The sequence below is a fragment of the Mesorhizobium sp. P3_A8 genome, from assembly GCF_056402995.1.
Genome location: NZ_JBFUGI010000009.1, coordinates 110839 through 130970, shown reverse-complemented (window position 1 = coordinate 130970; position 20132 = coordinate 110839). Strand labels below are relative to the sequence as shown.

Annotated in this window: 19 protein-coding genes; 9 read left to right on the top strand and 10 right to left on the bottom strand. The window is 62.8% G+C overall.

The window, feature by feature from the left end:
- Window positions 1-8 precede the first annotated feature (8 nt).
- Window positions 9-218: a hemin uptake protein HemP gene (gene hemP, locus AC1DX4_RS21655; protein ID WP_027043821.1), complete on the bottom strand. Its 210-nt coding sequence runs from the start codon at window positions 216-218 to the stop codon at window positions 9-11.
- A 199-nt stretch (window positions 219-417) separates the two neighbouring features.
- Between hemP and AC1DX4_RS21650 the strand changes: the two genes are divergently transcribed.
- From AC1DX4_RS21650 to AC1DX4_RS21630, 5 genes are read left to right on the top strand one after another with little or no spacing between them, the layout of a single operon-like run.
- The gene (locus tag AC1DX4_RS21650; RefSeq protein ID WP_477222218.1) at window positions 418-2610 is read left to right on the top strand and encodes a TonB-dependent hemoglobin/transferrin/lactoferrin family receptor; all 2193 of its coding nucleotides are present in this window, start codon (window positions 418-420) and stop codon (window positions 2608-2610) included.
- A 5-nt stretch (window positions 2611-2615) separates the two neighbouring features.
- On the top strand, window positions 2616-3059 hold the full coding sequence (locus AC1DX4_RS21645) for a hypothetical protein (protein ID WP_477222217.1): 444 nt from the start codon (window positions 2616-2618) through the stop codon (window positions 3057-3059).
- 8 nt (window positions 3060-3067) lie between these two features.
- Window positions 3068-4150, top strand: coding sequence for an energy transducer TonB family protein (locus AC1DX4_RS21640; protein ID WP_477222216.1), 1083 nt, complete (start codon window positions 3068-3070; stop codon window positions 4148-4150).
- 54 nt (window positions 4151-4204) lie between these two features.
- On the top strand, window positions 4205-4519 hold the full coding sequence (gene hmuQ, locus AC1DX4_RS21635) for a heme-degrading protein HmuQ (RefSeq protein ID WP_019858631.1): 315 nt from the start codon (window positions 4205-4207) through the stop codon (window positions 4517-4519).
- A gap of 3 nt (window positions 4520-4522) precedes the next feature.
- Window positions 4523-4894, top strand: coding sequence for a bleomycin resistance protein (locus AC1DX4_RS21630; RefSeq protein ID WP_477222215.1), 372 nt, complete (start codon window positions 4523-4525; stop codon window positions 4892-4894).
- A 125-nt stretch (window positions 4895-5019) separates the two neighbouring features.
- Here AC1DX4_RS21630 and AC1DX4_RS21625 read toward each other — a convergent pair whose 3' ends face one another.
- Window positions 5020-5730 carry a hypothetical protein gene (locus AC1DX4_RS21625; protein WP_477222214.1) on the bottom strand — a complete coding sequence of 237 codons (711 nt, stop codon included), beginning with the start codon at window positions 5728-5730 and terminating at the stop codon, window positions 5020-5022.
- Between the two features lie 250 nt (window positions 5731-5980).
- Here AC1DX4_RS21625 and AC1DX4_RS21620 point away from each other — a divergent pair, with 250 nt between their 5' ends.
- Window positions 5981-6697 carry a Crp/Fnr family transcriptional regulator gene (locus tag AC1DX4_RS21620; protein WP_477222213.1) on the top strand — a complete coding sequence of 239 codons (717 nt, stop codon included), beginning with the start codon at window positions 5981-5983 and terminating at the stop codon, window positions 6695-6697.
- Window positions 6698-6703: 6 nt separating this feature from the next.
- Here the strand turns inward: AC1DX4_RS21620 and AC1DX4_RS21615 are convergent, their stop codons facing one another.
- Complete coding sequence (locus AC1DX4_RS21615; RefSeq protein ID WP_477222394.1) at window positions 6704-7570, bottom strand: hypothetical protein; 867 nt, start codon at window positions 7568-7570, stop codon at window positions 6704-6706.
- Here AC1DX4_RS21615 and AC1DX4_RS21610 point away from each other — a divergent pair.
- Complete coding sequence (locus tag AC1DX4_RS21610) at window positions 7467-8108, top strand: antibiotic biosynthesis monooxygenase family protein (RefSeq protein ID WP_477222212.1); 642 nt, start codon at window positions 7467-7469, stop codon at window positions 8106-8108. The genes AC1DX4_RS21615 and AC1DX4_RS21610 overlap by 104 nt on opposite strands.
- 43 nt (window positions 8109-8151) lie before the next feature.
- Here AC1DX4_RS21610 and AC1DX4_RS21605 read toward each other — a convergent pair whose 3' ends face one another.
- Both AC1DX4_RS21605 and putA read right to left on the bottom strand, forming a co-directional pair.
- Window positions 8152-9219: a glycosyltransferase gene (locus tag AC1DX4_RS21605; RefSeq protein ID WP_477222211.1), complete on the bottom strand. Its 1068-nt coding sequence runs from the start codon at window positions 9217-9219 to the stop codon at window positions 8152-8154.
- Window positions 9220-9300: 81 nt separating this feature from the next.
- Window positions 9301-12909 carry a bifunctional proline dehydrogenase/L-glutamate gamma-semialdehyde dehydrogenase PutA gene (putA, locus tag AC1DX4_RS21600; protein WP_477222210.1) on the bottom strand — a complete coding sequence of 1203 codons (3609 nt, stop codon included), beginning with the start codon at window positions 12907-12909 and terminating at the stop codon, window positions 9301-9303.
- A gap of 162 nt (window positions 12910-13071) precedes the next feature.
- Between putA and AC1DX4_RS21595 the strand changes: the two genes are divergently transcribed.
- Window positions 13072-13524, top strand: a complete 453-nt coding sequence (locus AC1DX4_RS21595; RefSeq protein WP_477222209.1) for an Lrp/AsnC family transcriptional regulator — start codon at window positions 13072-13074, stop codon at window positions 13522-13524.
- A 1-nt stretch (window position 13525) separates the two neighbouring features.
- Here AC1DX4_RS21595 and AC1DX4_RS21590 read toward each other — a convergent pair whose 3' ends face one another.
- Together AC1DX4_RS21590 and AC1DX4_RS21585 are read right to left on the bottom strand one after the other, a co-directional pair.
- Window positions 13526-14725, bottom strand: a complete 1200-nt coding sequence (locus tag AC1DX4_RS21590; RefSeq protein WP_477222208.1) for a cytochrome-c peroxidase — start codon at window positions 14723-14725, stop codon at window positions 13526-13528.
- Between the two features lie 7 nt (window positions 14726-14732).
- Complete coding sequence (locus tag AC1DX4_RS21585; RefSeq protein ID WP_477222388.1) at window positions 14733-15182, bottom strand: FixH family protein; 450 nt, start codon at window positions 15180-15182, stop codon at window positions 14733-14735.
- 151 nt (window positions 15183-15333) lie between these two features.
- Here AC1DX4_RS21585 and AC1DX4_RS21580 point away from each other — a divergent pair, with 151 nt between their 5' ends.
- The gene (locus AC1DX4_RS21580; RefSeq protein WP_477222207.1) at window positions 15334-16254 is read left to right on the top strand and encodes a sugar kinase; all 921 of its coding nucleotides are present in this window, start codon (window positions 15334-15336) and stop codon (window positions 16252-16254) included.
- Between the two features lie 12 nt (window positions 16255-16266).
- Here AC1DX4_RS21580 and AC1DX4_RS21575 read toward each other — a convergent pair whose 3' ends face one another.
- The 3 genes from AC1DX4_RS21575 to AC1DX4_RS21565 all read right to left on the bottom strand — a co-directional run bounded on the left by AC1DX4_RS21575 (window position 16267) and on the right by AC1DX4_RS21565 (window position 19992).
- Window positions 16267-17289 (bottom strand): aldose epimerase family protein, encoded by a 1023-nt coding sequence (locus AC1DX4_RS21575; protein ID WP_477222206.1) that lies wholly within the window; start codon window positions 17287-17289, stop codon window positions 16267-16269.
- Window positions 17290-17381: 92 nt separating this feature from the next.
- Window positions 17382-18839 carry an NAD-dependent succinate-semialdehyde dehydrogenase gene (locus AC1DX4_RS21570; RefSeq protein WP_477222205.1) on the bottom strand — a complete coding sequence of 486 codons (1458 nt, stop codon included), beginning with the start codon at window positions 18837-18839 and terminating at the stop codon, window positions 17382-17384.
- A 202-nt stretch (window positions 18840-19041) separates the two neighbouring features.
- Window positions 19042-19992, bottom strand: coding sequence for an AEC family transporter (locus AC1DX4_RS21565; protein WP_477222204.1), 951 nt, complete (start codon window positions 19990-19992; stop codon window positions 19042-19044).
- Window positions 19993-20132: the final 140 nt, after the last annotated feature.

Genomic DNA, 20132 nt, shown 5'->3' with positions numbered 1-20132 from the left:
AATGGGCCTTACTTGTTGAGAATGAGCTTGCCCTGGCGGGTGATCTTCAGCCGGTAGAGCGCGCCGTGATGCTCGATGCCGATCTCATGCTCGCCCTGGAACAGCGTGTTGCTGGACAATGTTCTGACCGCCAGCGGAACCCGATCGAAACGGGTGACGGGCGCTTCGTCGGAACGGCGGACGCGGTAGCGAAAGTCATTGGGATTGTGCGTGTTCATCTGGGTCGATCCCTTTCCTGTGCCGGGCGTCTGGCTAGGCGTTGCGAAGATCCGATTCATTTCTTGACTTTAATAATCATGTTTACTAGTCAGTGCAATACCGGATTAAATGAGTCAACATTTAACACGCCGGACACGATCAAAAATGCCAGCGAGCCACGGGCCAGCCAGCACGAAACCTGGAATCTGGAGTTGGGGCATGGGGTTGTTGGTGAACTGGGAATGGCGCGGCCGGTCGGCGGCGAACGGTGTGGCGGCTTTGTTGGCAAGCGTGGCGGCGATCGCCCTGTCCGCGCCATCGGCGCATGCCCAACAGGCAACACAGCCGGCAGGCGAGCAGACGGATCAATCGAAGAAGGCTGACCAGGAGAAGGCAGCCCCTGCAGGCGCGACGCTGCTCGACAAGATCCTGGTGCTCAGCCGCACCGGCGAAACAGCGATCGAATCGCTGGCCTCTGCCAGCCATGTCGACCAGGAACAGCTCGACCGCCGCATGGCGACGACGCCGAACGAGATGCTGCTGGGTGTGCCCGGTGTCGCGACACAGGCCGACGCCAGGCGCGTCAGCACCAGCATCAACATTCGCGGCCTGCAGGATTTCGGCCGCGTCGCGGTCATCGTCGACGGCGCGCGCCAGGATTTTCAGCGTTCCGACCACGGCACGCAGTCGACCTTCTACATCGACCCCGAGCTCGTCAAATCCGTCGACGTGATCCGCGGTCCTGTCGCCAACACCTATGGCTCGGGCGCCATCGGCGGCGTCGTCTTCTTCGACACCAAGGACGCCGCCGACTTCCTCAAGCCGCAGGAAACATGGGGCGCTTCGGTAACCGGACGCTATGAGAGCAACGGCAAGGGCTGGACCACCAGCGCCACCGGCGCCTACCGCGTCAACGAGAACTGGGACGTCTTGGGCAACATCGTCTACCGCAACTATGACGACTACAAGGATGGCGGCGGCGACACCGTCAAAGGCACAGGCTTCGACGTATTGAGCGGCCTGCTCAAGACCACCATCCGCCCGACCGACAACAGCGAGCTGAAGCTCGGCTGGGTCGGCTCAAGCGACAGCTGGGACGAAACCAGCAGCGGTGTGCCGGTGAATGACGTCGACCTGAAGTCGAACACCTTCACCGCTCGCTACAACATCACGGACGAAGACAAGAGCTGGCTCGATCTCCACATCAACACCTCCTACAACAAGACCAATCTCGACCTGACCAGCCTTGTTCCGCAAAACCGCTTCGATCCGGTCACAGGTCTTCCGGTGGTGCTGCCAACAGGCTCGACGTCGACTTTCGATGTCGGCACGGCCGCAATCGACATCTGGAACACCTCGCGATTCGAGACCGGTGGCGTTGCGCACGAATTGACCTATGGCGGCGACTGGGTGAATGACGACGTCAAGACTGGCGGCACCGCCGGCGGCGACAGTTTCTACACGCCGTCGGGTAAGCGGAATGTGTCCGGCGCCTATGTCCAGGACAAGCTCACCTGGGATTGGCTCGAGGTCATCGCCGGGCTGCGTTACGACAGCTACAACCTCAGGGATGACACCCACGATACATCGGGTGACCGGTTGTCGCCGCGCATCACCGTCGGCGTCTCGCCCTTCGACAACGCCAGCCTTGCCGGCTTGCAATTCTATGGCACTTACGCGGAGGGCTACCGTTCGCCCTCGCTGACGGAGACGCTGATCAGCGGCAACCATCCGGCGGGTGTCACCTTCCCATTCCTGCCCAATCCGAACCTGCGGCCTGAGACCGGCAAGACGACCGAATTCGGCATCAACTACAAACAGAACGATATATTGGAGGCTGGCGACGCACTCCGCATCAAGGCGGCCTATTTCAACAACGACGTCGACGACTATATCGAAGGCGTGACACTGTCGCCGTTCGCCCCAGGCAGTGGTTGCCCGTTCGGCCCCGGCATTCCGATCTGCTATCAGTACCAGAATTTCGCCAAGGCCAAGATCCACGGCTTTGAGTTTGAAAGCGTCTACGACGCCGGATGGGGCTATGCCGGGCTGTCGGCATCGATCACGAATGGCCACACCATTTCCTACAAGGGTGTGGAAGCCGATCTCGCCACAATCCCCTCTTCGGAGGTCACCGCCCAACTCGGCCTGCGCTTCCTCGAGGACAAGCTGACCGTCGGCGGCGAGGTGCAATACAACGGCAAGCCGAAAGGCAATGCGGTGGCCGAGGACTACACGCTGGTCAATGCCTTCGCCAGCTACCAGGCGACCGATAATCTGAAGGTCGATTTCCGCGCCGACAATCTGTTCGATGTCAAATACGCCAACCCGCTGAACGGCACCACGACGGTCGCGGTCTACGAGCCGGGCATCACGCTGAAGCTGGCGGCGACCATGCGGTTTGGAGGCTGATGGCCATGACGAGCTTGACGACATCCCTTCGTCTGCTGACCTCGACGCTGGCGATGTCGCTTGCGATGGTTCCGGCGTGGGCTGAAGGGTCCGCGCCGGTCCCCGCGCTGACCTTGGAGCTTAATGCCGCGCAACCTTCCGATAAGGGCTGCCGGCTGACCTTCCTGGTCAACAACAATCTTGGCGCCGACCTCTCCAAGGCGGCGTTCGAGATCGCCCTGTTCAACGAGACCGGCGTCGTCGACCGGCTGACCGTGCTCGATTTCAAGGATCTGCCGGCAGGCAAGACCAAGGTGACACGCTTTGATCTGGCCGGCACCGACTGCGCCAAGATCAGCCGCGTGCTGATCAACAGCGCGACGGAGTGCACCGGCAGCGGCGTCGAACCGGCGGCTTGCATGCGCAAGCTGAAGACAGACACCAAGACCGGCATCGCTTTCGGCGTCTGAGAACGGCGTTGGGACTGCATCCCGCTTTCACAGGAAAGACCGTGGCTTGGTCGCTGGCCGGCCACGGTTCGTCGATACCGGGGGCAACCGATCTTGATTTGACTTTTGCCCGCTGGTCACTGCAATTTCCGGCCCGCGACATGCAGGAAATCAGTCCCCTCCCCGACGCCGGCAGCGAGCTGGCGATAGCGCCGGCCGAACCGCTTGCGCAAACTCGACTATCTGCGGGGAATGGCAAGTGGACAGCGGCGATCGTTATTTCCTGCGTGCTCCATGCCGCAGTAGCGGCGGCCTTTCTGATCTCGCCCGCCGGCAGATTCGCTTCCCAGGACACCATGCAGTCGGAAGGCAGCGATCAAACCGGCGACAAAGTCGCCGGCAGCGCGCTGGACAAGGACCCGGCGGCAGTGAATGTCCGGCTGGTGCCCAATCCGCAGCCGCCGACAAAACCTTCGCAGCCTGAGCGGCAAGCTGCCGAACCCATCCAGGAAGCAGCCAAGCCTTTGCCGGAAGCTGTCAAGCAGCCAGCGGTAACGCCGGACATACTGGTGGCTGCAAGCCCGCGCCCTGATAATCAGAGCGTGCCTGCAAAGGTCGAAGCGTCGGCACAGCCGAGTGTCCAGGTTGAGAGCACCCAGATGCCCGTCGCTGTCCCAGAGCAACCGCCAATCCCAAGCGCCAGGCCAACGCCGGCGGCGGTCCCTTCAAAAGCAGTGGCCGAGAAGCGCGGCACAGCGGACGGCAACGAAACCAAGGCGGCAATTGCGAGCAAGGGCCGAAAGCAAGCCGATACCGGGAACGCGGCGGCGTCCCGCTATAGCGGCGAGGTAGCCAGCAAGTTGGCTCGCGCCAATCGCCGCGTATCGAAGTCCGCGCAGACGACAGCCCGCAACAACGCGTTGGTGGCGTTTGTCGTGCTGGCCAATGGAAACATTGCCGACCTGCAGCTTGCCAAAAGCTCAGGCTCGCCCGAACTCGATCAATTCGCTTTGGAGCTGGTGCGAAAACAGGCACCGTTCCCGCCGATTCCTCCCGAGACCGGGCTGATGAACTGGCGTTTCAAAGCGCCAATCGGCCCCTTCTCGCCGTGACCGCTCAGGCAACTACCCAAACATCAACGCTCGCGAAGAGCCGAAAGGAACCGCATGTACATCGCCATGAACCGCTTCAAGGTGCAGAACGGCTCGGAGGCCGATTTCGAGGCCGTGTGGAAAAACCGCGATTCCAGCCTTGCCGAGATGAAGGGCTTTCGGGAATTCCATCTGCTGCGCGGCCCGGTCAACGAGACCGAAGGCTACACGCTCTTTGCCTCACACACGGTATGGGCGAGCCAGGACGATTTCGTCGCCTGGACCAAGTCTGAAAACTTCCGCGCCGCCCACAGGAATGTCGGCACGACGAAAGTCCACTATCTCGGCCATCCGCAATTCGAGGGTTTTTCCGTCGTCGAGGGCGCGTGACAAATGGCATCGCTGGCAGAGGATCCCGCACGCAGCATCCCGATCCTGCCCTCGCCCGACATTATGGCGACCCGTGATTTCTACTGCGACGAACTCGGCTTCGGTGTCGTCGGGCCGGAGATGGACGACTATCTGATCGTGCGCCGGGGCGAGATCGAGATCCATTTCTGGAATAGCGACGACCGCAAGCTGCCCGAAGTCTCGTCCTGCTATATCAGGGGCGGCGAAGTGCCGTCGCTGCACGCCGAATTCTCGGCGCGCGGGGTCAAGGCGCTCAGCCCGTTCACCGTGCGGCCCTGGAACATGAAGGAATTCTACATCCGGGATCCGCACGGCAATCTGCTGAAATTCGGCTGCGCCCCGGAAGAGGTGTAAGACAAAGCGCGCCGGACGGACGCGAGCCGCCGCTCACCCAATCCACAGGCAACAAAGGCGGGCCACAGGCAACAAAGGCGGGCCACAAGCGTCGCCGGCTGGCTGGCCAGCGACGCTTGCGCCAATCAGCTATCCTGGAACTGGTTCTGTTCGGTGAACACCACCGTACGGTCGGTCACGCCCTGGAAGACCACCTGGAAGGCATTGGACGAGGTGGCCGTGTCGATAACTTGGCCCTGAACGAACGAGCCGGCAATGATGTAGTAGGTCGGCTTCGGCGTGAACTGGTAAAGCAGGTTGGGCAGTGCCTGCACGGCGATGGTCGGCTTGGCATTCATCGCGATACCGACATTGACGCTGACAGACTGGCTCGCCTGAACGATTGCCGTCGGGATCGTGCCATCCGACTGCACGCCGATCAGGCCCGCCTTGCCGTTCGTCGGGCCGGCCGGAAAGGCCGGCGCACCGTAGGGGAACGGCCCGAGATACGTAACGCCGATCGAGTTCTGGGTGTTGATCATCACGTCGGCGTTGGACGCCGTGGTGAAGCGTCGGGGGTTGGTCGTTGTTCCCTGATCCTGGATGTAGCCAGTGTTGACCTGGTAGTTGATTTCCCACGAAAATACCGACTGGCTCGGATTGCTGATGCTGCCGGGTGCTGCCCCGCCGAGCATCCACGCCAGGGACACCGGATTGACCGAGGGCCCGACGATATCCGGGATCGTCTGGAAAAGGGCAAACTGCTGGAATTTGCTGTTCTGGTTAAGGACGGTCAGCGAATAAGGCTGCCCGGCCTCGACCTTGGCATTGACCATGGTGCCCATCAAGAATCTCATTCTGGTAGCTCCTCGTTGTTGGGTTTGACCGCGGTGTCACCGGCGGCCGATGCAGCCAGTCCGGTCACTTTGGGTGCAATCCGCCACAATCGAAGATTGCGCAATCTGGCTTGCACAAGAACAAGGTATTCAAAGTTATACTATTTACCTGTATCCTAGGTGACACAAAAATATTCTTTTTCAATACTAAACTCGCCATGTATATTTATGTTGTCTAAAGTTAAATCTCGCTGACATAGGTCGGGCATACATGTCGTATAGCGCGAAGAATGCGGTTCGGATCTCGGGGCTTCTATCCGCCAATATCTTTGGGGACTTCGATCAGAGCCAGCTAATGGAAATCGCGCAAACGGCCCACGAATACCGTTATGAATCGGGCCAGGTGATTTTCCAGCCGGGTGACCCGTGTAACCAGCTCTCGATCATCACATCCGGAAGCGTCAATGTTTCCTTCAATTCTGAAGACGGCAAGGAAGTGATCGTTGCCGAATTGCAGGTCGGCGATACGATCGGCGAGACGGAACTGCTTTCGAATTCGAGACGGCTGACCAATTGTGTTGCCAGCCGCAAGACGCATCTCCTTGCACTCGACAAGCCGATCTTCGAAGGGCTGCTGACCAATCCGGCCTTTACCAAGGGGCTTCTCGAAACGATCTGCCGGCGGCTTCAGCAATCGCTTTTGTTTGCCGAGGGCCTGTCAATTCATTCCCTGGAGACGAGGCTCGCTCGCCTGCTGGTTTCCATGAGCGAGACACATGGCCGACGTGTCGGCGATGGCGTTGTCATCGACCGCGCCATATCGCAAAGCCTGATCGGTCAGATGATCAACGCCAGCCGACCGAGGATCAACGTTCAACTTCAATCCTGGAAACAGGAAAAGCTTATCCGGCTCAGCGGTAACCGTATCACCATTCTCGATGAAGGGGCGATACGAACCATTTCGCGATCGCCCCTAGCCGGCAGCTAGAACCTCTCAGTTGCACCCGCCCTTGACGAAGGCGATCATCGCCTCTGTGGTCGCGGTAAGGGCCGGACCAGTCATCGCCAGCGTCTTGCCCTGCATGATCTGCGCGGACACCACGCTGACGAGGCTGTTGTCGGGCGTGAACCATGCCCCGCCACTGGCCCCCGTTCCGAATTCAGTTGGCGCGGCGAGATAGGTGCCGCCAACTTGCGCCAGCTTGGTCGAGTCCTGCTTGTACATGTACTTCCCGTCGCCAAAATTGCCGGGATACCCAATCATGCTGACGGCGGTGAAACTGCCATCCTGGCTGAGCACGAACTTTCCGGCATCTGAGTTTGCCGTGGTACGCAGCGCGGCGTAGTCGAGAGCGCTTTTCTCCGCGCTTGGTGGATTGGGGCTGATCGGAATCCAATCCGTCAGCACCGCGGCCTGGTCGACGACAAACCTCACCCCGGCGCCGTCTTCATAAGCGCGGTAAAACACGACATTCACCGCATGCTTGTCGCCGCGCCACATGCTGTGCGCCGCGGCAAGCAGAACGTTGTCTTCCGAGGCGAATTGCGCGCTGGACGTATAGTCGACTCCGTCGCGGGTGTAGAAGAGCTTGCCGCCATATTCATAGGGCGGCTGAGTCACGTCGACCCGTGCTGTGGCCGCAAGCCCCTCAGGTTTGGGTGTGGTCAGATTGCCGCCGTCGTTTTCGGAAACGGCCCGGTCGCGCCGCTCCTTTGTCCAGTAGCCTTCACCCGCGGCATCAGCAGCCAACAGCGTCTTGTTGGGTTGCCAGCAAGCGAAATCGGCGGCCTCGGCACCGTTGCAAAAAATCAGCCCGCCCAGCAACGCCAATGAGCCTGATACGATCGACCTTGAAGCCATCTTCGTCTCCTCGTCCTTGCCTCAACCGGATTGGCGCCCCATCGCGATCTGGCGATGGGAAACCCCGGTTGGTGTCGGACCATCCGACATCGACAAGACTAGGTGGGGACCGAGACGATCGGCAGTTCCGCAGGCTACATCGGAAACGAATTTCGGGTCTTGCATCCGAAGTCGCCAAGCCGGCAACGCTTTATGTTTGCCGGCTTCTCTCCTTGCGGAGCCAAATAACCGCCGGCTCTCTAGCAGCAAGGCGCAGAGCGGCTCGGAGGCCGATTTCGAGGCCGTGTGGAAAAACCGCGATTCCAGCCTCGCCGAGATGAAGGGTTTCGGGAATTCCATCTGCTGCGCGGCCCGGTCAACGAGACCGAAGGCTAACACGCTGTTTGCCTCGCACACTGTGTGGGCGAGCCAGGACGATTTCGTCGCCTGGACGAAGTCGGAGAATTTTCGCGCCGCGCACAGGAATGTCGGCACGACGAAAGTCCACTATCTCGGCCACCTGCAATTCGAGGGCTTTTCCGTCATCGAAGGCGCCTGACGTGGCTTTGCCGGAGTAAATGCAGGTACCTCCGGCACCCTCGTCATGATCGCGTGGAACCGCGCCCACCCAGCCGACGCAGCCACTGGGCAAAATGCAGGCGCAGCCATTGCCAGGGCCGTCCCCGGGTCAGGTGTCGCATCAGCCGCGGATCGTCGGCCAGTTCCCTGAACTGACGCACATGCTGCGTCAGGAATGTGGGTATGAATTTGCGCCCGTTGACATCGCCGAGCCAGGCTGAATTCTCCAGCACATAGTCGGCGACATCCGCCGCCAATGTGCTCCTGTAGGCCCGGTAGGCAGGCGTTTGCCGCACATGGCCGCCGGCAAAGCCAGCGCCGGTGGAGGAGACGTTCGACCCATGCAGGCGATAGAGGCCGAGGCCTTCGGACAGGATGAGGCTGCCGCCGGCCAGATGCGCGCACGTGGCTGTCAGATAATCCGTCCCCACCCTGGCCTTGAACGGGAAGGACAAGACCGACTCCAGCGCGCCACGCCGGTACATGATCGCCGAGCATGGCGACCATAGCCAGCCGGTTGTCGCAGGCGTGAAATAGGTCACCGGATGCTCCGATGCGAAGGCAATCCCGGACGCTATGCCGGCAAGCTGGCCACCAGGCGCGATGGCAACGCCATTGCCATCGGACCCGGAGCGCGGTTTGCGCAAAGGAAGGAAAGTGCCGCTCAGCAAGGTGCCGCTGCCGTCGACCAGGAACACATCGGAGCTCGACAGCGCGGCCGAATATGTTGCGTTGAGGTGGGCGGACAGATGCGCCAGGAGAAAATCCGGCAGCCAGGCATCGTCGGCATCGAGAAATACCACAAAAGGCGCGTCGGTCGCGGCAAAGCCATCCCGGAATCCCGCGATCTGCCCGCCATTCTGTGAGCGCGCCAGCAGGCGCAGGCGCGGATCGTCGATGGCTGCCAGAAGCTGGCGGATATGGTCGGCCGAACCGTCGGTCGAGGCGTCGTCGACGATGACGCAGTCCCAGTTCCGGTAGGTCTGCGCCAACACCGAGCGGATCGCCTGTTCGACGTAAGGCCGGTAATTGTAACAGGTGATGACCACCGCCACGCACGGCAACTCAAACGGTGGGGACTTGTCGTTCATCTGATCGGTCGCCCCGCTCGAATTGCCGCGCATGCTTATCCCCGGCAACTCGACACAAAGCAAGCAAGGCGCGAACAGTCCTTATGCCGCAGCCAGCAGGCTGGCATTACCGCCGGCCGCTGTGGTGTCGACGCAGACGGCCCGCTCATGCGCATAGGCCGCTGGGTTGAGCACCTCGCTGACCAGCGGCACGATCGGGCCGGTCCTGTCGGCGATGACCTTGCGCACGATGCGCGCGGCTTCCGGTGTGCCTGAAAAAGCGACGACATCAACGCGCAACGAGCGCGCCTCGACCGGATCAGGCCGGCCATCTATAGCAGCCAATGGCAGGCCCTTCCCTGTCAATGCAGAGAGGGCAGCCGGCGCTCCAGGCGCCACAGCCAGGACCGCATTGCCGGCGGCGAGCGCCTGGATCGTCTGGGCGAGCAGCGTGTCGCCGTCCGGGCCGAGGCACAGCACGCGGCCGCGCGGCGACAGCGACAGCGTGTTGGCCTCGCCGGTTGGTCCGGGCAGGTCGACCTGGCCGAAATCGATCGCAGCGGCGGCGCCAATGGCGGCCGCACCCTTGCCGCGCAGATGTTTCCTCAGGATGGCGATCCGGTCCGGGCGGGTCGACCAGCCGCCCAGCGTTGGATCAGGCAGATTGTCGGCCAGCTCGGTCGCCGTCACCTTGTGGCCTTCTCCCACAGGCGTGCCGGCCTCCGGCCCCTTGCGGAAACGCCGGAGATAATGCGGGCCGCCGGCCTTCGGCCCGGTGCCGGAAAGCCCCTCGCCGCCGAAGGGCTGCGATCCGACCACCGCACCGATCTGGTTGCGGTTGACATAGATGTTGCCGGCATGAATGCCGTCGACGAAATGCTGGACGCGGCCTTCGATGCGAGTGTGCAGGCCGAAGGTCAGGCCATAGCCCTTGCGGTTGATGGCGGCGATGACCGCATCGATCCCGTCGGCGTCGAAGGTGGCGACATGCAGCACCGGCCCGAACACTTCGCGGTCCATCTCCTCGATGCCCTTGACCCTGAAGACATGCGGCGCGACGAAGCGGCCGTCTTTCGGTGCCTCGAGCTTGGCGATCAGCCGGCCCTCGAGACCCTTCTTCGTGCAATAGTCGCGGATCGAGGCCTGCGCCTCATCATCGATGACTGGACCGACATCGGTTGAGATCTGCCAGGGATCACCGATGTTGAGCGCCTCCATGGCGCCCTTCAGCATCTCCAACATCTTCTTCTCGACGTCCTTCTGCACATAGAGCACGCGCAGCGCCGAGCAGCGCTGGCCGGCACTCTGGAAGGCCGAGGCCAGGATATCGCGCACCGCCTGTTCGGGCAGCGCGGTGGAATCGACGATCATGGCGTTGAGGCCGCCGGTCTCGGCGATCAGCATGGCGTCGGGCGCGGCGGTCTCGGCCAGCTGCTTTTCGATCAGCTTGGCGACCTCGGTCGAGCCGGTGAAGCAGACGCCGGCAATGCGCGGGTCGGCGGTCAGCGGGCCACCAACCGATGGGCCGTCGCCGGGCAGCAGCTGGATGACGTCTTCCGGCACGCCGGCCTCGCGCAGCAGTTCGACGGCGCGGAAGGCGATCAGCGGCGTCTGCTCGGCCGGCTTGGCGATGACCGAATTGCCGGTCACCAGTGCCGCCGCGATCTGGCCGGTGAAGATGGCGAGCGGGAAATTCCACGGCGAAATGCAGACGATCGCGCCGCGCGCCTGCGTGCCGGCTTCGTTGCTGGCCGCTTCGGCAGCATAGTAGCGCAGGAAGTCGACGGCCTCGCGCACCTCGGCGACGCCGTCAGCCAGTGATTTTCCGGCTTCACGGGTGGCCAGCGCGAAGAACTCGACGGCGTTGGCTTCATAGAGGTCGGCGGCACGATCGAGGATGGCGGCACGCTCGGCAACCGGACGTTTTGCCCAGGCAGGCTGTGCCTCCACGGCGAAGCGTACTGCGGTCGCCACCTGCTTAGCGGCGGCCTCGTTGACCGTGCCGACCACTTCCGAAGGCTTGGCCGGGTTGACGACCGGGCGCTGCTTGCCGTAGCCGGCGGCGCGCGTGATCGGCTTGGCATGCCAGCGGTCCGGCCCGGCAAAGGCCAACCTGGCCTTGTCGATCGCCGCCAGCGTCACCGTGTCGGTGATGTCAAATCCCCTGGAGTTGCGGCGGCCGGAGCCAAATATCTGGGACGGCCGGGCAATCGCCGGATTGGCGGCGGGCCCCTGGTCCTCGACTGTCTCGAGCGGATCGCGTGCGATGTCCTCCGGCTCGACATCCTCGTCGGTCAATTGGTGCACGAAGGAAGAGTTGGCGCCGTTCTCCAGCAGCCGGCGAACCAGATAGGCCAGGAGGTCGGAATGTGCGCCGACCGGCGCATAGATACGGCAGCGCGTGCCTTCGGCCCGGCGCACCGTCTCATGCAGCGCCTCGCCCATGCCATGCAGGCGCTGGAACTCGAAGGAGTCGCGATTTCCGGCCATCGACAGGATGGCAGCGACGGTATGGGCGTTGTGGGTGGCGAATTGCGGATAGATGCGGTCGGTCATGCCAAGCAGTTTTTTCGCGCAAGCCATGTAGGAAACGTCGGTATTGGCCTTGCGGGTAAAGACGGGATAGCCCGTGAGCCCCAGCGTCTGCGCCCGCTTGATCTCGGTGTCCCAATAGGCGCCCTTGACCAGCCGCACCATGATGGTGCGATCGTATTTCTTGGCCAGCGCGTAAAGCCAGTCGATGGCGAAAGCCGCGCGCGGGCCATAGGCCTGGACGACGACACCAAAGCCGTTCCAGCCGGCAAGCTCCGGCTCGGCCAGCACCCGCTCGATAACGTCGAGCGACAGGTCGAGGCGGTCGGCCTCTTCGGCGTCGATGTTGAGGCCCATGCGCGAATGGCGCGCGGCGAGCGCCAGCGACAGCAGACGCTCGGCCATGACCGGCAGCATCTCTTCCTTCTGCGCCACCTCGTAGCGCGGATGCAGCGCCGAAAGCTTTACCGAGATGCCGTGGTTCTGGCGGATGTCTGGGCCGTTGGAACCCGAGTCGAGCGAGGAAATGGCGTCGGCATAGGCCTTGAGGTACCGCAAAGCGTCGGCCTCGGTGCGGGCCGCTTCGCCCAGCATGTCGAAGGAATAGAGATAGCCCTTCTGAATCATCGGCCGGCCGCGCTTGACGGCTTCGGCGATGGTGCGGCCGAGCACGAACTGCTCGCCCATTTCGCGCATGGCGGCCGCGACCGCCTTGCGGATGACCGGCTCGCCCAGCCGGCGCACCATCGAGCGCAGCGTGCCTTCGATGCCGCCCTCACCCTCGTCCAACACACGGCCGGTCAGCATCAGCGCCCAGGTCGAGGCATTGACGAAGATCGAACTGGAGCCGCCGGAATGCGCCGACCAGTCATGGGGCGCGATCTTGTCGGCGATGAGATCGTCCATCGTCTCGGTGTCGGGCACGCGCAGCAGCGCCTCGGCCAGGCACATCAGCGCCACGCCTTCCTTGGTCGAAAGCCCGTAGGCGGAGAGAAAGACTTCCATCAGTCGGGGATCGGACGAGCCGCGCACCGCCCGCACCAGATCGGCGGCTCGCGCCGAGATCGCATCGCGATCCCCAGCCGAAAGCCCTGTCGCCTCGGCCAGTCGCTTCACGGCTTCGTCTTCGTCTGGAAGATAGTTGGCACGGATCTGCTGGCGGATGGTGTCGAGCGGCATGGCGGGTCCTGTGGAGCGAGCATCAGGGAGCGGCCGGCGGTCACCGGACCGAATGGCGCAAGCTAGCACAGGCGCAGATTTCAGTCGGTCCAAAGAAATCGACATCACAAGCCATCTGATCCATCATAGCAGCACAAACTCAACAAATGGACTGCCCTTTCGATGACAGAAGACCAATTGGACCGCATCGACCGGAACATCCTGTCGGCGCTGGCAAGCAATGGCCGGCTTTCCATGTCCGAACTGGCGACAAAGGTCGGCCTGTCGAAGACGCCGGTGCAGGCGCGGGTGAAGCGCCTTGAGAAGGACGGCTATATCAGGGGCTACCAGGCGATCATCGACCGCGAGCGCATGGGCGAAGGTCATGTCGCCTTCGTCCAGGTGAAACTGTCCGACACCCGCTCCGCCGCGCTCGACGCTTTCAACCGGTCGGTGCAGGCCGTGCCGGAGATCGAGCAGTGCCACATGATGGCGTCGAGCTTCGACTATCTGCTGAAGGTCCGCACCAAGGACATCGCCGCCTACCGCCGCGTTCTGGGCGAGCGCATCTCGGCCCTCCCCCATGTCGCCCAGACCTCGACCTTTGTGGCGATGGAGACAGTGAAGGATCGGTAGCTCACTCCGACAGCGTCTTCAGGAACGCCACGAGTGCCGCGCGCTCGCGGTCCGACAGCTCCAGCGGGTGAATCTCGGAAGTGCCCTCGACGCTGGGCGCAGCCTTGGCGTAGTGCGCCACCACCTCGTCGAGCGACGAGAATTGCCCGGCATGCATATAGGGCGGCCGCGTGGCCGCGCCACGCAACGACGGCGTCTTATAAGCGCGGATCAGTTGCGGCGCATCCTTGACCATGAAACGCAGTTCGCCGCAGGCACTGACGTCGCCATCCCGATAGGCGCCGAAGCAGTTGAATGGATCGGCTTCGACCTGTGCCACCGCATCGACGCGACCGCGGTCCGGCGGCAGGTCCGCGACCGGCGGCACGCCGGTGTTGTGAAAACTATTGTCGGTGAAACGCGGGCCATCATGGCAGGTCACGCAATTGGCCTTGCCGATGAACAGTTTCAGCCCAAGGATTTCTTCGCGCGTAAAGACCGCATCGCCCTTCGGCTCGGCGCCGGTGGCGAGGTCCAGCGCAAAGCGGTCGAAGCGCGTCTGCGCCGGCTCGATCGAGCGTTCGAAGCCCGCGATCGCCTTGCCGATATTGGCGAAAACGCGGTTGATGGCGTCGCGCTGCGCATCGCTTATCGCGTTCCAGGCAGCCCTTTCGGTATCGTTTCCAAGCGGGCTGGCATTCAACGGTATGCCGGCAAAGTCGGGCAGCGGCCCAAAAATGCGCTCATAGCGCTCGCCGAAGCGCGCCTTGATGTAATGCGCGTAGGCGGTGCGGTTTCCAGCCTGCTCCAGCGGGTTTTCAAGCGGCGTCAGCGCTTGCGCCCACAGGCTGTCGCGGCGACCGTCCCAGAAGAACCAGGGGTCGCGCGCCACGCCCGCCAGCGGCATGGTGCGACGGTTGGTGCGGCCGACGCCGACGGCTTGCGGCAAGTCGTCCTGAAACTGGCGGTCGATCTTGTGGCAGGTCGAGCAGGACACCGTGCCGTCACGACTCATGCCGAGATCGAAGAACAGTGTCGAGCCGAGCGCCGCGGCGGCCGGCACGTCGGCGAACCGGTTGGTGGTGTCGGGTTTCAGCGACGGCAATGTGTTCAGCGCCAGCGAAGCGATGGTCTTCTTTTCGGCGTCGGAGAAATCCGGCTTGCCGCAGCCGACGAGGATGACGGCGACCATCAGCGCCAGAAAGCAGAAAAGGCGCTTCATCGATCGCTCACAGCACCACGTTGAACAGCACTGTGTCGGAGCCGGCGCCCGACGAAATGGCGAAACGAAGTTGCCACCAGCCGCTCATCGTGAACTTGACCCCTTCGATGCGGTAGCGTCCGTCGCCCAGGTAATCGGTGACCTGCGGGCTGGTCGGCAGGCCGTGATCGTGTTGCGGCATGCCGCCGGAGATGGCGATCGCAGCGCGCTCCACCGAAGCCCCTGTCTTTGTTTTCAGGGTCAGCAGCCAGGATTCCAGTTCGCCCTGCCGCACCACGCCCCGTTCCGGCACGAAGCTGGCCATGTAAAGCCCGTTGTCGGTTTTCTTCGTCCGCGAGACATCCGGGCCGGCAAGCTGCGCCGATTGCGGAGCGGTCAGATAGACGACCGCGAGCACGCCGACCAGCAGAGCAGCCAGACCTAAACCCGCCAGGAGATAACGCCATATCGATGCCAAACCGGTTCCTCTTCTGCGGATAACGTTCTGCCGGGTGGATCGCGTCCCGCCAGCCTGTGGGAAAACGCTGTGGCGCAAAAAAGCCTGCTTGCCAAGCATGGCGCTGCCGCCGGCAAAAAGCTACAGCACCGAAATCACTGGAGGATTGCAGATGGCGGGAAACGGCGTCGCCTCGATCGGCGAATGCATGCTCGAACTGTCGGGCCAGACCGGCCCGAACTGGCGCATGGGTTTCGCCGGCGACACGTTCAACACGCTATGGGCGCTGCATGCGCTGAGCGGCGACCGGCCGGCGACCTATGTCTCGGCCTTCGGCGACGACCCCTTCTCGCAAGGCCAGATCGGCTTCTTCGCCGAAAACGGAATCGGCATCGGTTCCAGCCCGGTGATCCCGGGTGCAAGGCCCGGCCTCTATGCGATCACGCTGACCGGTGCCGAGCGCTCCTTCACCTACTGGCGCGGCGACGCCGCCGCGCGGCAGCTTGCTTCCGACCCCGCAGCACTGTCGAAAAACCTGGAAAATCAGGCGCTTGTGTACTTTTCCGGAATCACTTTGGCAATTCTGGACGATGCCGCGCGCAAGACACTGCTGGCCGCCGTGGCCAAGGCGCGCGCGGCAGGCTCGCTGATCGCCTTCGACCCTAACTACCGGCCACGGCTCTGGCGCCGGCGCGAGGACGCGCAAACGGCTATCGTCGAGGCGCTCGGCGTTACCGACATCGCACTGCCGACCTTCCCCGACGAGCAGATGCTGTTTGACGATCCAACGCCGCAGGCGACCGCCGAGCGGCTTGGACAATGGGTCGGCGAAGTCGTCGTCAAGAATGGCGAGCAGCCGGCGCTGATTGCCGAAAGCGGGACACTGCACGACGTGCCGGCGATCCATGTCGCGGTCCCCGTCGACACCACCGGCGCCGGCGATTCCTTCAATGGCGGCTATCTCGCGGCGCGTCTTGCCGGCCATGGCCCGCGGGAAGCTGTCCGCCGAGCCCATCGCGTGGCCGCCGCCGTGGTGCAGGTCCGCGGCGCGCTGGCGCCGTTCGAAACGCTACGGGCGGCGTTCGAAAACTAGCCCTCTGGAAAACTATGGTAGGCGGAACCGATATTCCGTCACGTGGTGATAAATGGCGCCCGGCCACAGCGTCGCCTGCGGGAAATACGGCCGGTTCGGTGCATCCGGCCATATTTGCGGCTCCAGACAGAAGCCGGAAAAAGCCTTGTAGTCCCGCCCTTCCAGCCCCTTGCGCGGCGTCACATACTGTCCGGTGTAGAGCTGGACGCCGGGCTCCGTGGTCCAGACCTCCATCTCGACGCCGGAACTGGCTCCTTGCGCCCATGCAGCTTGCCGGAGCGGCCCACGCGTCGAGGCAAGGCAGAAATTCTGGTCGTAAGGCAGTTGCTCGCCCTCGGTCTCCATCCGCAGTGGCCGCGCCTGGCGGAAGTCGAAAGGCGTGCCGTCAACCGGCTTGACCACGCCGGTCGGGATCATGTCGCCGTCGACAGGCAGATAGGCGCCCGCATTCAGCATCATCCTGTGGTCGAGAATGTCGCCGACGCCGCCATCGTCGAGGTTGAAATAGGAATGCTGGCTGAGATTGCACAGCGTCGGCTCCTCGCAGGTCGCCGTCAGCTCGACACTGAGCGTGCCGGGAATCTTCAGCCGATAGGTGCAAGTGACGTCGAGCGCGCCGGGAAAACCCATCGTGCCGTCGGGATCGTGCAGCGTCAGCGTGACAAAGTCCCTGCCGTGCAAAGACACTGTCCACGGCCGGTGCGAATAGCCTTGCGAGCCGCCATGCAGCGTGTGCTTTTCGAGGAAGTTCTGTTCGGTCTGATAGCGATTGCCGGCGATGGTAAAACGGCCATCATGGATGCGATTGGCGTAGCGACCAACGACCGCGCCAAAGAACGTGTTGTTGGTCTCATAGGCTTGCAGATTGTCATAGCCGAGCACCAGCGGCGCATCGTGTCCGGTCAGGCGCAAATCCTGGATGACAGCACCGAGCCCGATGATGTTGGCAGTGATACCGCCGCCCCTGATGGTGAAGCGGCGCACCGCCTCTCCAGCCTGCGTCGTGCCGAAAACCTCGCCGTCCTTCATCGTCATGCCCGCAAATGCCAGTAGATCCAAAGGACTTCGGCTGGTTTTCCCATAAGAGATGGGCTGGCCATCGGCCTGCCCATCTCAGGACCAGTCTATCAGAGGCCGAGGCCGCCGATGCACACATATTTGGTATCGAGGTAATCCTCGATGCCCTGATGTCCGCCTTCCTTGCCAAGGCCTGATTCCTTGACGCCACCGAACGGCGCTTCCGGCGTGGTGATGAGGCCTTCATTGACGCCGACCATGCCGTATTTCAGCCCTTCCATGACGCGGAAGGCGCGGCCGAGATCGCCGGTGTAGAAATAGCAGGCAAGGCCGAATTCGGTGTCATTGGCGAGCGCGATTGCTTCCGCTTCGGTCTCGAACTTGAACACGGGCGCGACCGGGCCAAATATCTCTTCCTTCATGAAGCGCATCTTGGGCGTCGCATTGGCGATGACCGTCGGCTGGAAGAACGAGCCGCCGAGCGCATGGCGCTTGCCGCCGGCGACGATCTTGCCACCCTTCGAGGTGGCGTCGGCGATCAGCTCCTCGACCTTCTCGACCGCCTTCTCGTCGATCAGCGGTCCCTGCTGGACGCCGTCTTCGAGGCCGGAACCGACCTTCAGCCCGTTGCTGGCCGCGGCCAGTTTCTCGACGAACTTATCATAGACGCCGGCCTGGACGAGGAAACGGTTGGTGCAGACGCAGGTCTGGCCGGAGTTGCGGTACTTGGCGGTGATCGCGCCGGCCACGGCGCGCTCAAGGTCGGCGTCGTCGAAGACGATGAATGGCGCATTGCCGCCAAGCTCCATCGACACCTTCTTGACGGTGACCGACGACTTCTGGATGAGCAGCTTGCCGACCTCGGTCGAGCCGGTGAAGGTGATCTTCGACACCAGCGGGTTGGCGCAGATTTCGTCGCCGATCTCGCTGGCCGAACCGGTCAGGATGTTGACGACGCCCTTGGGGAAGCCGACTTCTTCGGCAAGCGCGCCCCAGGCAAGACCCGAGTACGGCGTCTGCGAGGCCGGCTTGACGACGGCGGTGCAACCGGCGGCGAGCGCCGGGCCGAGCTTGCGGGCCAGCATCGAGGACGGGAAATTCCACGGCGTGATCGCGGCGATGACGCCGACCGGTTCTTTGGTCACCAGGATGCGGCGGTCCGCCCATGGCGAGGGCACGACGTCGCCATAGGTGCGGCGGCCTTCCTCGGCAAACCACAATATGTAGGCCGCGGCCGAGCCGATCTCGCCCTTCGATTCGAACAACGACTTGCCCTGTTCGATGGTGAGCAACTCGGCCAGCACGTCCTGATTGTCCATCATCGCGTCATGCAGCTTGCGCAGCAGCTTCGAGCGCTCGAGCGCGGTCGTCTTGCGCCAGGTCTTGAAAGCATCCGCTGCGGCTTCGATGGCGCGGCGCGTCTCGGCCTTGCCCGACTTCGGCACGGTGCCGATCTTGAGGCCGGTGGCCGGGTTGTTGACGTCGACCGTCTGGCCGCTGTCGGCCTGCACCCATTCGCCGTTGATGAGATTGGCCTGCCGCATGAAATGGCTGGTTTTCTGAAGCATGGTCTATCCTCCGTTTCGGTACCCTGACGGGCCGGTCTGTGAATTCTTCGGTGAGCGTGCGTAACGGGCGGAAGCCGGCACGCCGGAGCCACTGCTCTTTACCTAGGGCAAGGCCCGCAAGCAATCGCAAGATGGCATATAGGGGTTGGGCCAGCCCGAGACGAGGGCCTCACAAGGGCATATTCCCATTTGGTGGCGCGCCCTAGCCAAAAACATGAACCACCACCGTCAGCCAGAACGTCGTGGTAAGAGYAGCGCACGCCGTGGCGATGGTCATCTGGTTCGACGCCAGAGCCTGGCCGGTGTTGAACTGCACCGCGATCAGATAGGAATTGACGCCGGATGGCATCGCGGCCACCATCACGGCCACCTTGGCCGTCAAGGGCGGCAGGCCGAGCAACCAGACGAAGACCAGGACCAGCGCCGGCATCAGGAACAGTTTCAGTGCCGAAAGCGCCAGTGCCGGTCGGACATTGCCCGAAATGCCGAAGCGACGCAGGCTGAGCCCCATGGCGAACAACGCCACCGGCCCCGCCGTACCGGCCAGCGCATCGACCAGGCGCATGGCGACACCGGGCAGCGGCGTACCGGTGATGCGCCATGCAAGCCCCGCCAGAATGCCGATAATCAACGGATTCATGAACAGCCGCCTGAGGAAGCTACGGACAACCCGCAAAAAATGCACGGGTTCGCTGCCGCCGCGGCCGAACACTTCAAACAGCACGATCGAGGCCATCAGCATGATCGGCAGATGCACCGAGACCAGCAGAGACAGCACCTCGAAGCCATCCGCTCCGAATATGCCGAGAATAAAGGGCGCGCCAAGCAGCACGACATTGGAAAACGCCGACGACACGCCGCCGACGACACCGGCACGGGCATCCCTGCCGAAGACACGGGTGGTGACCAGATGGCCAGCGGCCCAGGTGATGGCGACCGCCGTGAAATAGGCGAACCAGAGCGGCCATGGCGCCAAGCCATGGAAGTCGGACCTGACCATCGTCTGGAACAGAAGCAGGGGCATCGCCACGTTGACGGCGAACTCCGATATGCCCTCGCCGCTCGCCGGTCTGAGATAGCCGGTCAACCCGGCGAGATAGCCGAGCGCAACCAGGCTGAAGACGAAAAGCACGGTTTCTGTGAGCGGAGACATTTTTCAGGGATAGGCGAGCCACGCGCGCGGCGCAATCGCGCCCGAATTTGACCTTGCCCGAATTTGATCATGCCCAAATTTGATCATGGTAGACTGGCAGCGTTATAGAGGGTTTGGAATATCAGGGCGGACACGAACGA

Bases quoted from the DNA above. Each gene is read 5' to 3' on its own strand.
- hemP (WP_027043821.1), bottom strand. From the start codon at position 218: ATGAACACGCACAATCCCAATGACTTTCGCTACCGCGTCCGCCGTTCC.
- AC1DX4_RS21650 (WP_477222218.1), top strand. From the start codon at position 418: ATGGGGTTGTTGGTGAACTGGGAATGGCGCGGCCGGTCGGCGGCGAAC.
- AC1DX4_RS21645 (WP_477222217.1), top strand. From the start codon at position 2,616: ATGACGAGCTTGACGACATCCCTTCGTCTGCTGACCTCGACGCTGGCG.
- hmuQ (WP_019858631.1), top strand. From the start codon at position 4,205: ATGTACATCGCCATGAACCGCTTCAAGGTGCAGAACGGCTCGGAGGCC.
- AC1DX4_RS21630 (WP_477222215.1), top strand. From the start codon at position 4,523: ATGGCATCGCTGGCAGAGGATCCCGCACGCAGCATCCCGATCCTGCCC.
- AC1DX4_RS21625 (WP_477222214.1), bottom strand. From the start codon at position 5,730: ATGAGATTCTTGATGGGCACCATGGTCAATGCCAAGGTCGAGGCCGGG.
- AC1DX4_RS21620 (WP_477222213.1), top strand. From the start codon at position 5,981: ATGTCGTATAGCGCGAAGAATGCGGTTCGGATCTCGGGGCTTCTATCC.
- AC1DX4_RS21615 (WP_477222394.1), bottom strand. From the start codon at position 7,570: ATGGCTTCAAGGTCGATCGTATCAGGCTCATTGGCGTTGCTGGGCGGG.
- AC1DX4_RS21605 (WP_477222211.1), bottom strand. From the start codon at position 9,219: ATGAACGACAAGTCCCCACCGTTTGAGTTGCCGTGCGTGGCGGTGGTC.
- putA (WP_477222210.1), bottom strand. From the start codon at position 12,909: ATGCCGCTCGACACCATCCGCCAGCAGATCCGTGCCAACTATCTTCCA.
- AC1DX4_RS21595 (WP_477222209.1), top strand. From the start codon at position 13,072: ATGACAGAAGACCAATTGGACCGCATCGACCGGAACATCCTGTCGGCG.
- AC1DX4_RS21590 (WP_477222208.1), bottom strand. From the start codon at position 14,725: ATGAAGCGCCTTTTCTGCTTTCTGGCGCTGATGGTCGCCGTCATCCTC.
- AC1DX4_RS21580 (WP_477222207.1), top strand. From the start codon at position 15,334: ATGGCGGGAAACGGCGTCGCCTCGATCGGCGAATGCATGCTCGAACTG.
- AC1DX4_RS21575 (WP_477222206.1), bottom strand. From the start codon at position 17,289: ATGACGATGAAGGACGGCGAGGTTTTCGGCACGACGCAGGCTGGAGAG.
- AC1DX4_RS21570 (WP_477222205.1), bottom strand. From the start codon at position 18,839: ATGCTTCAGAAAACCAGCCATTTCATGCGGCAGGCCAATCTCATCAAC.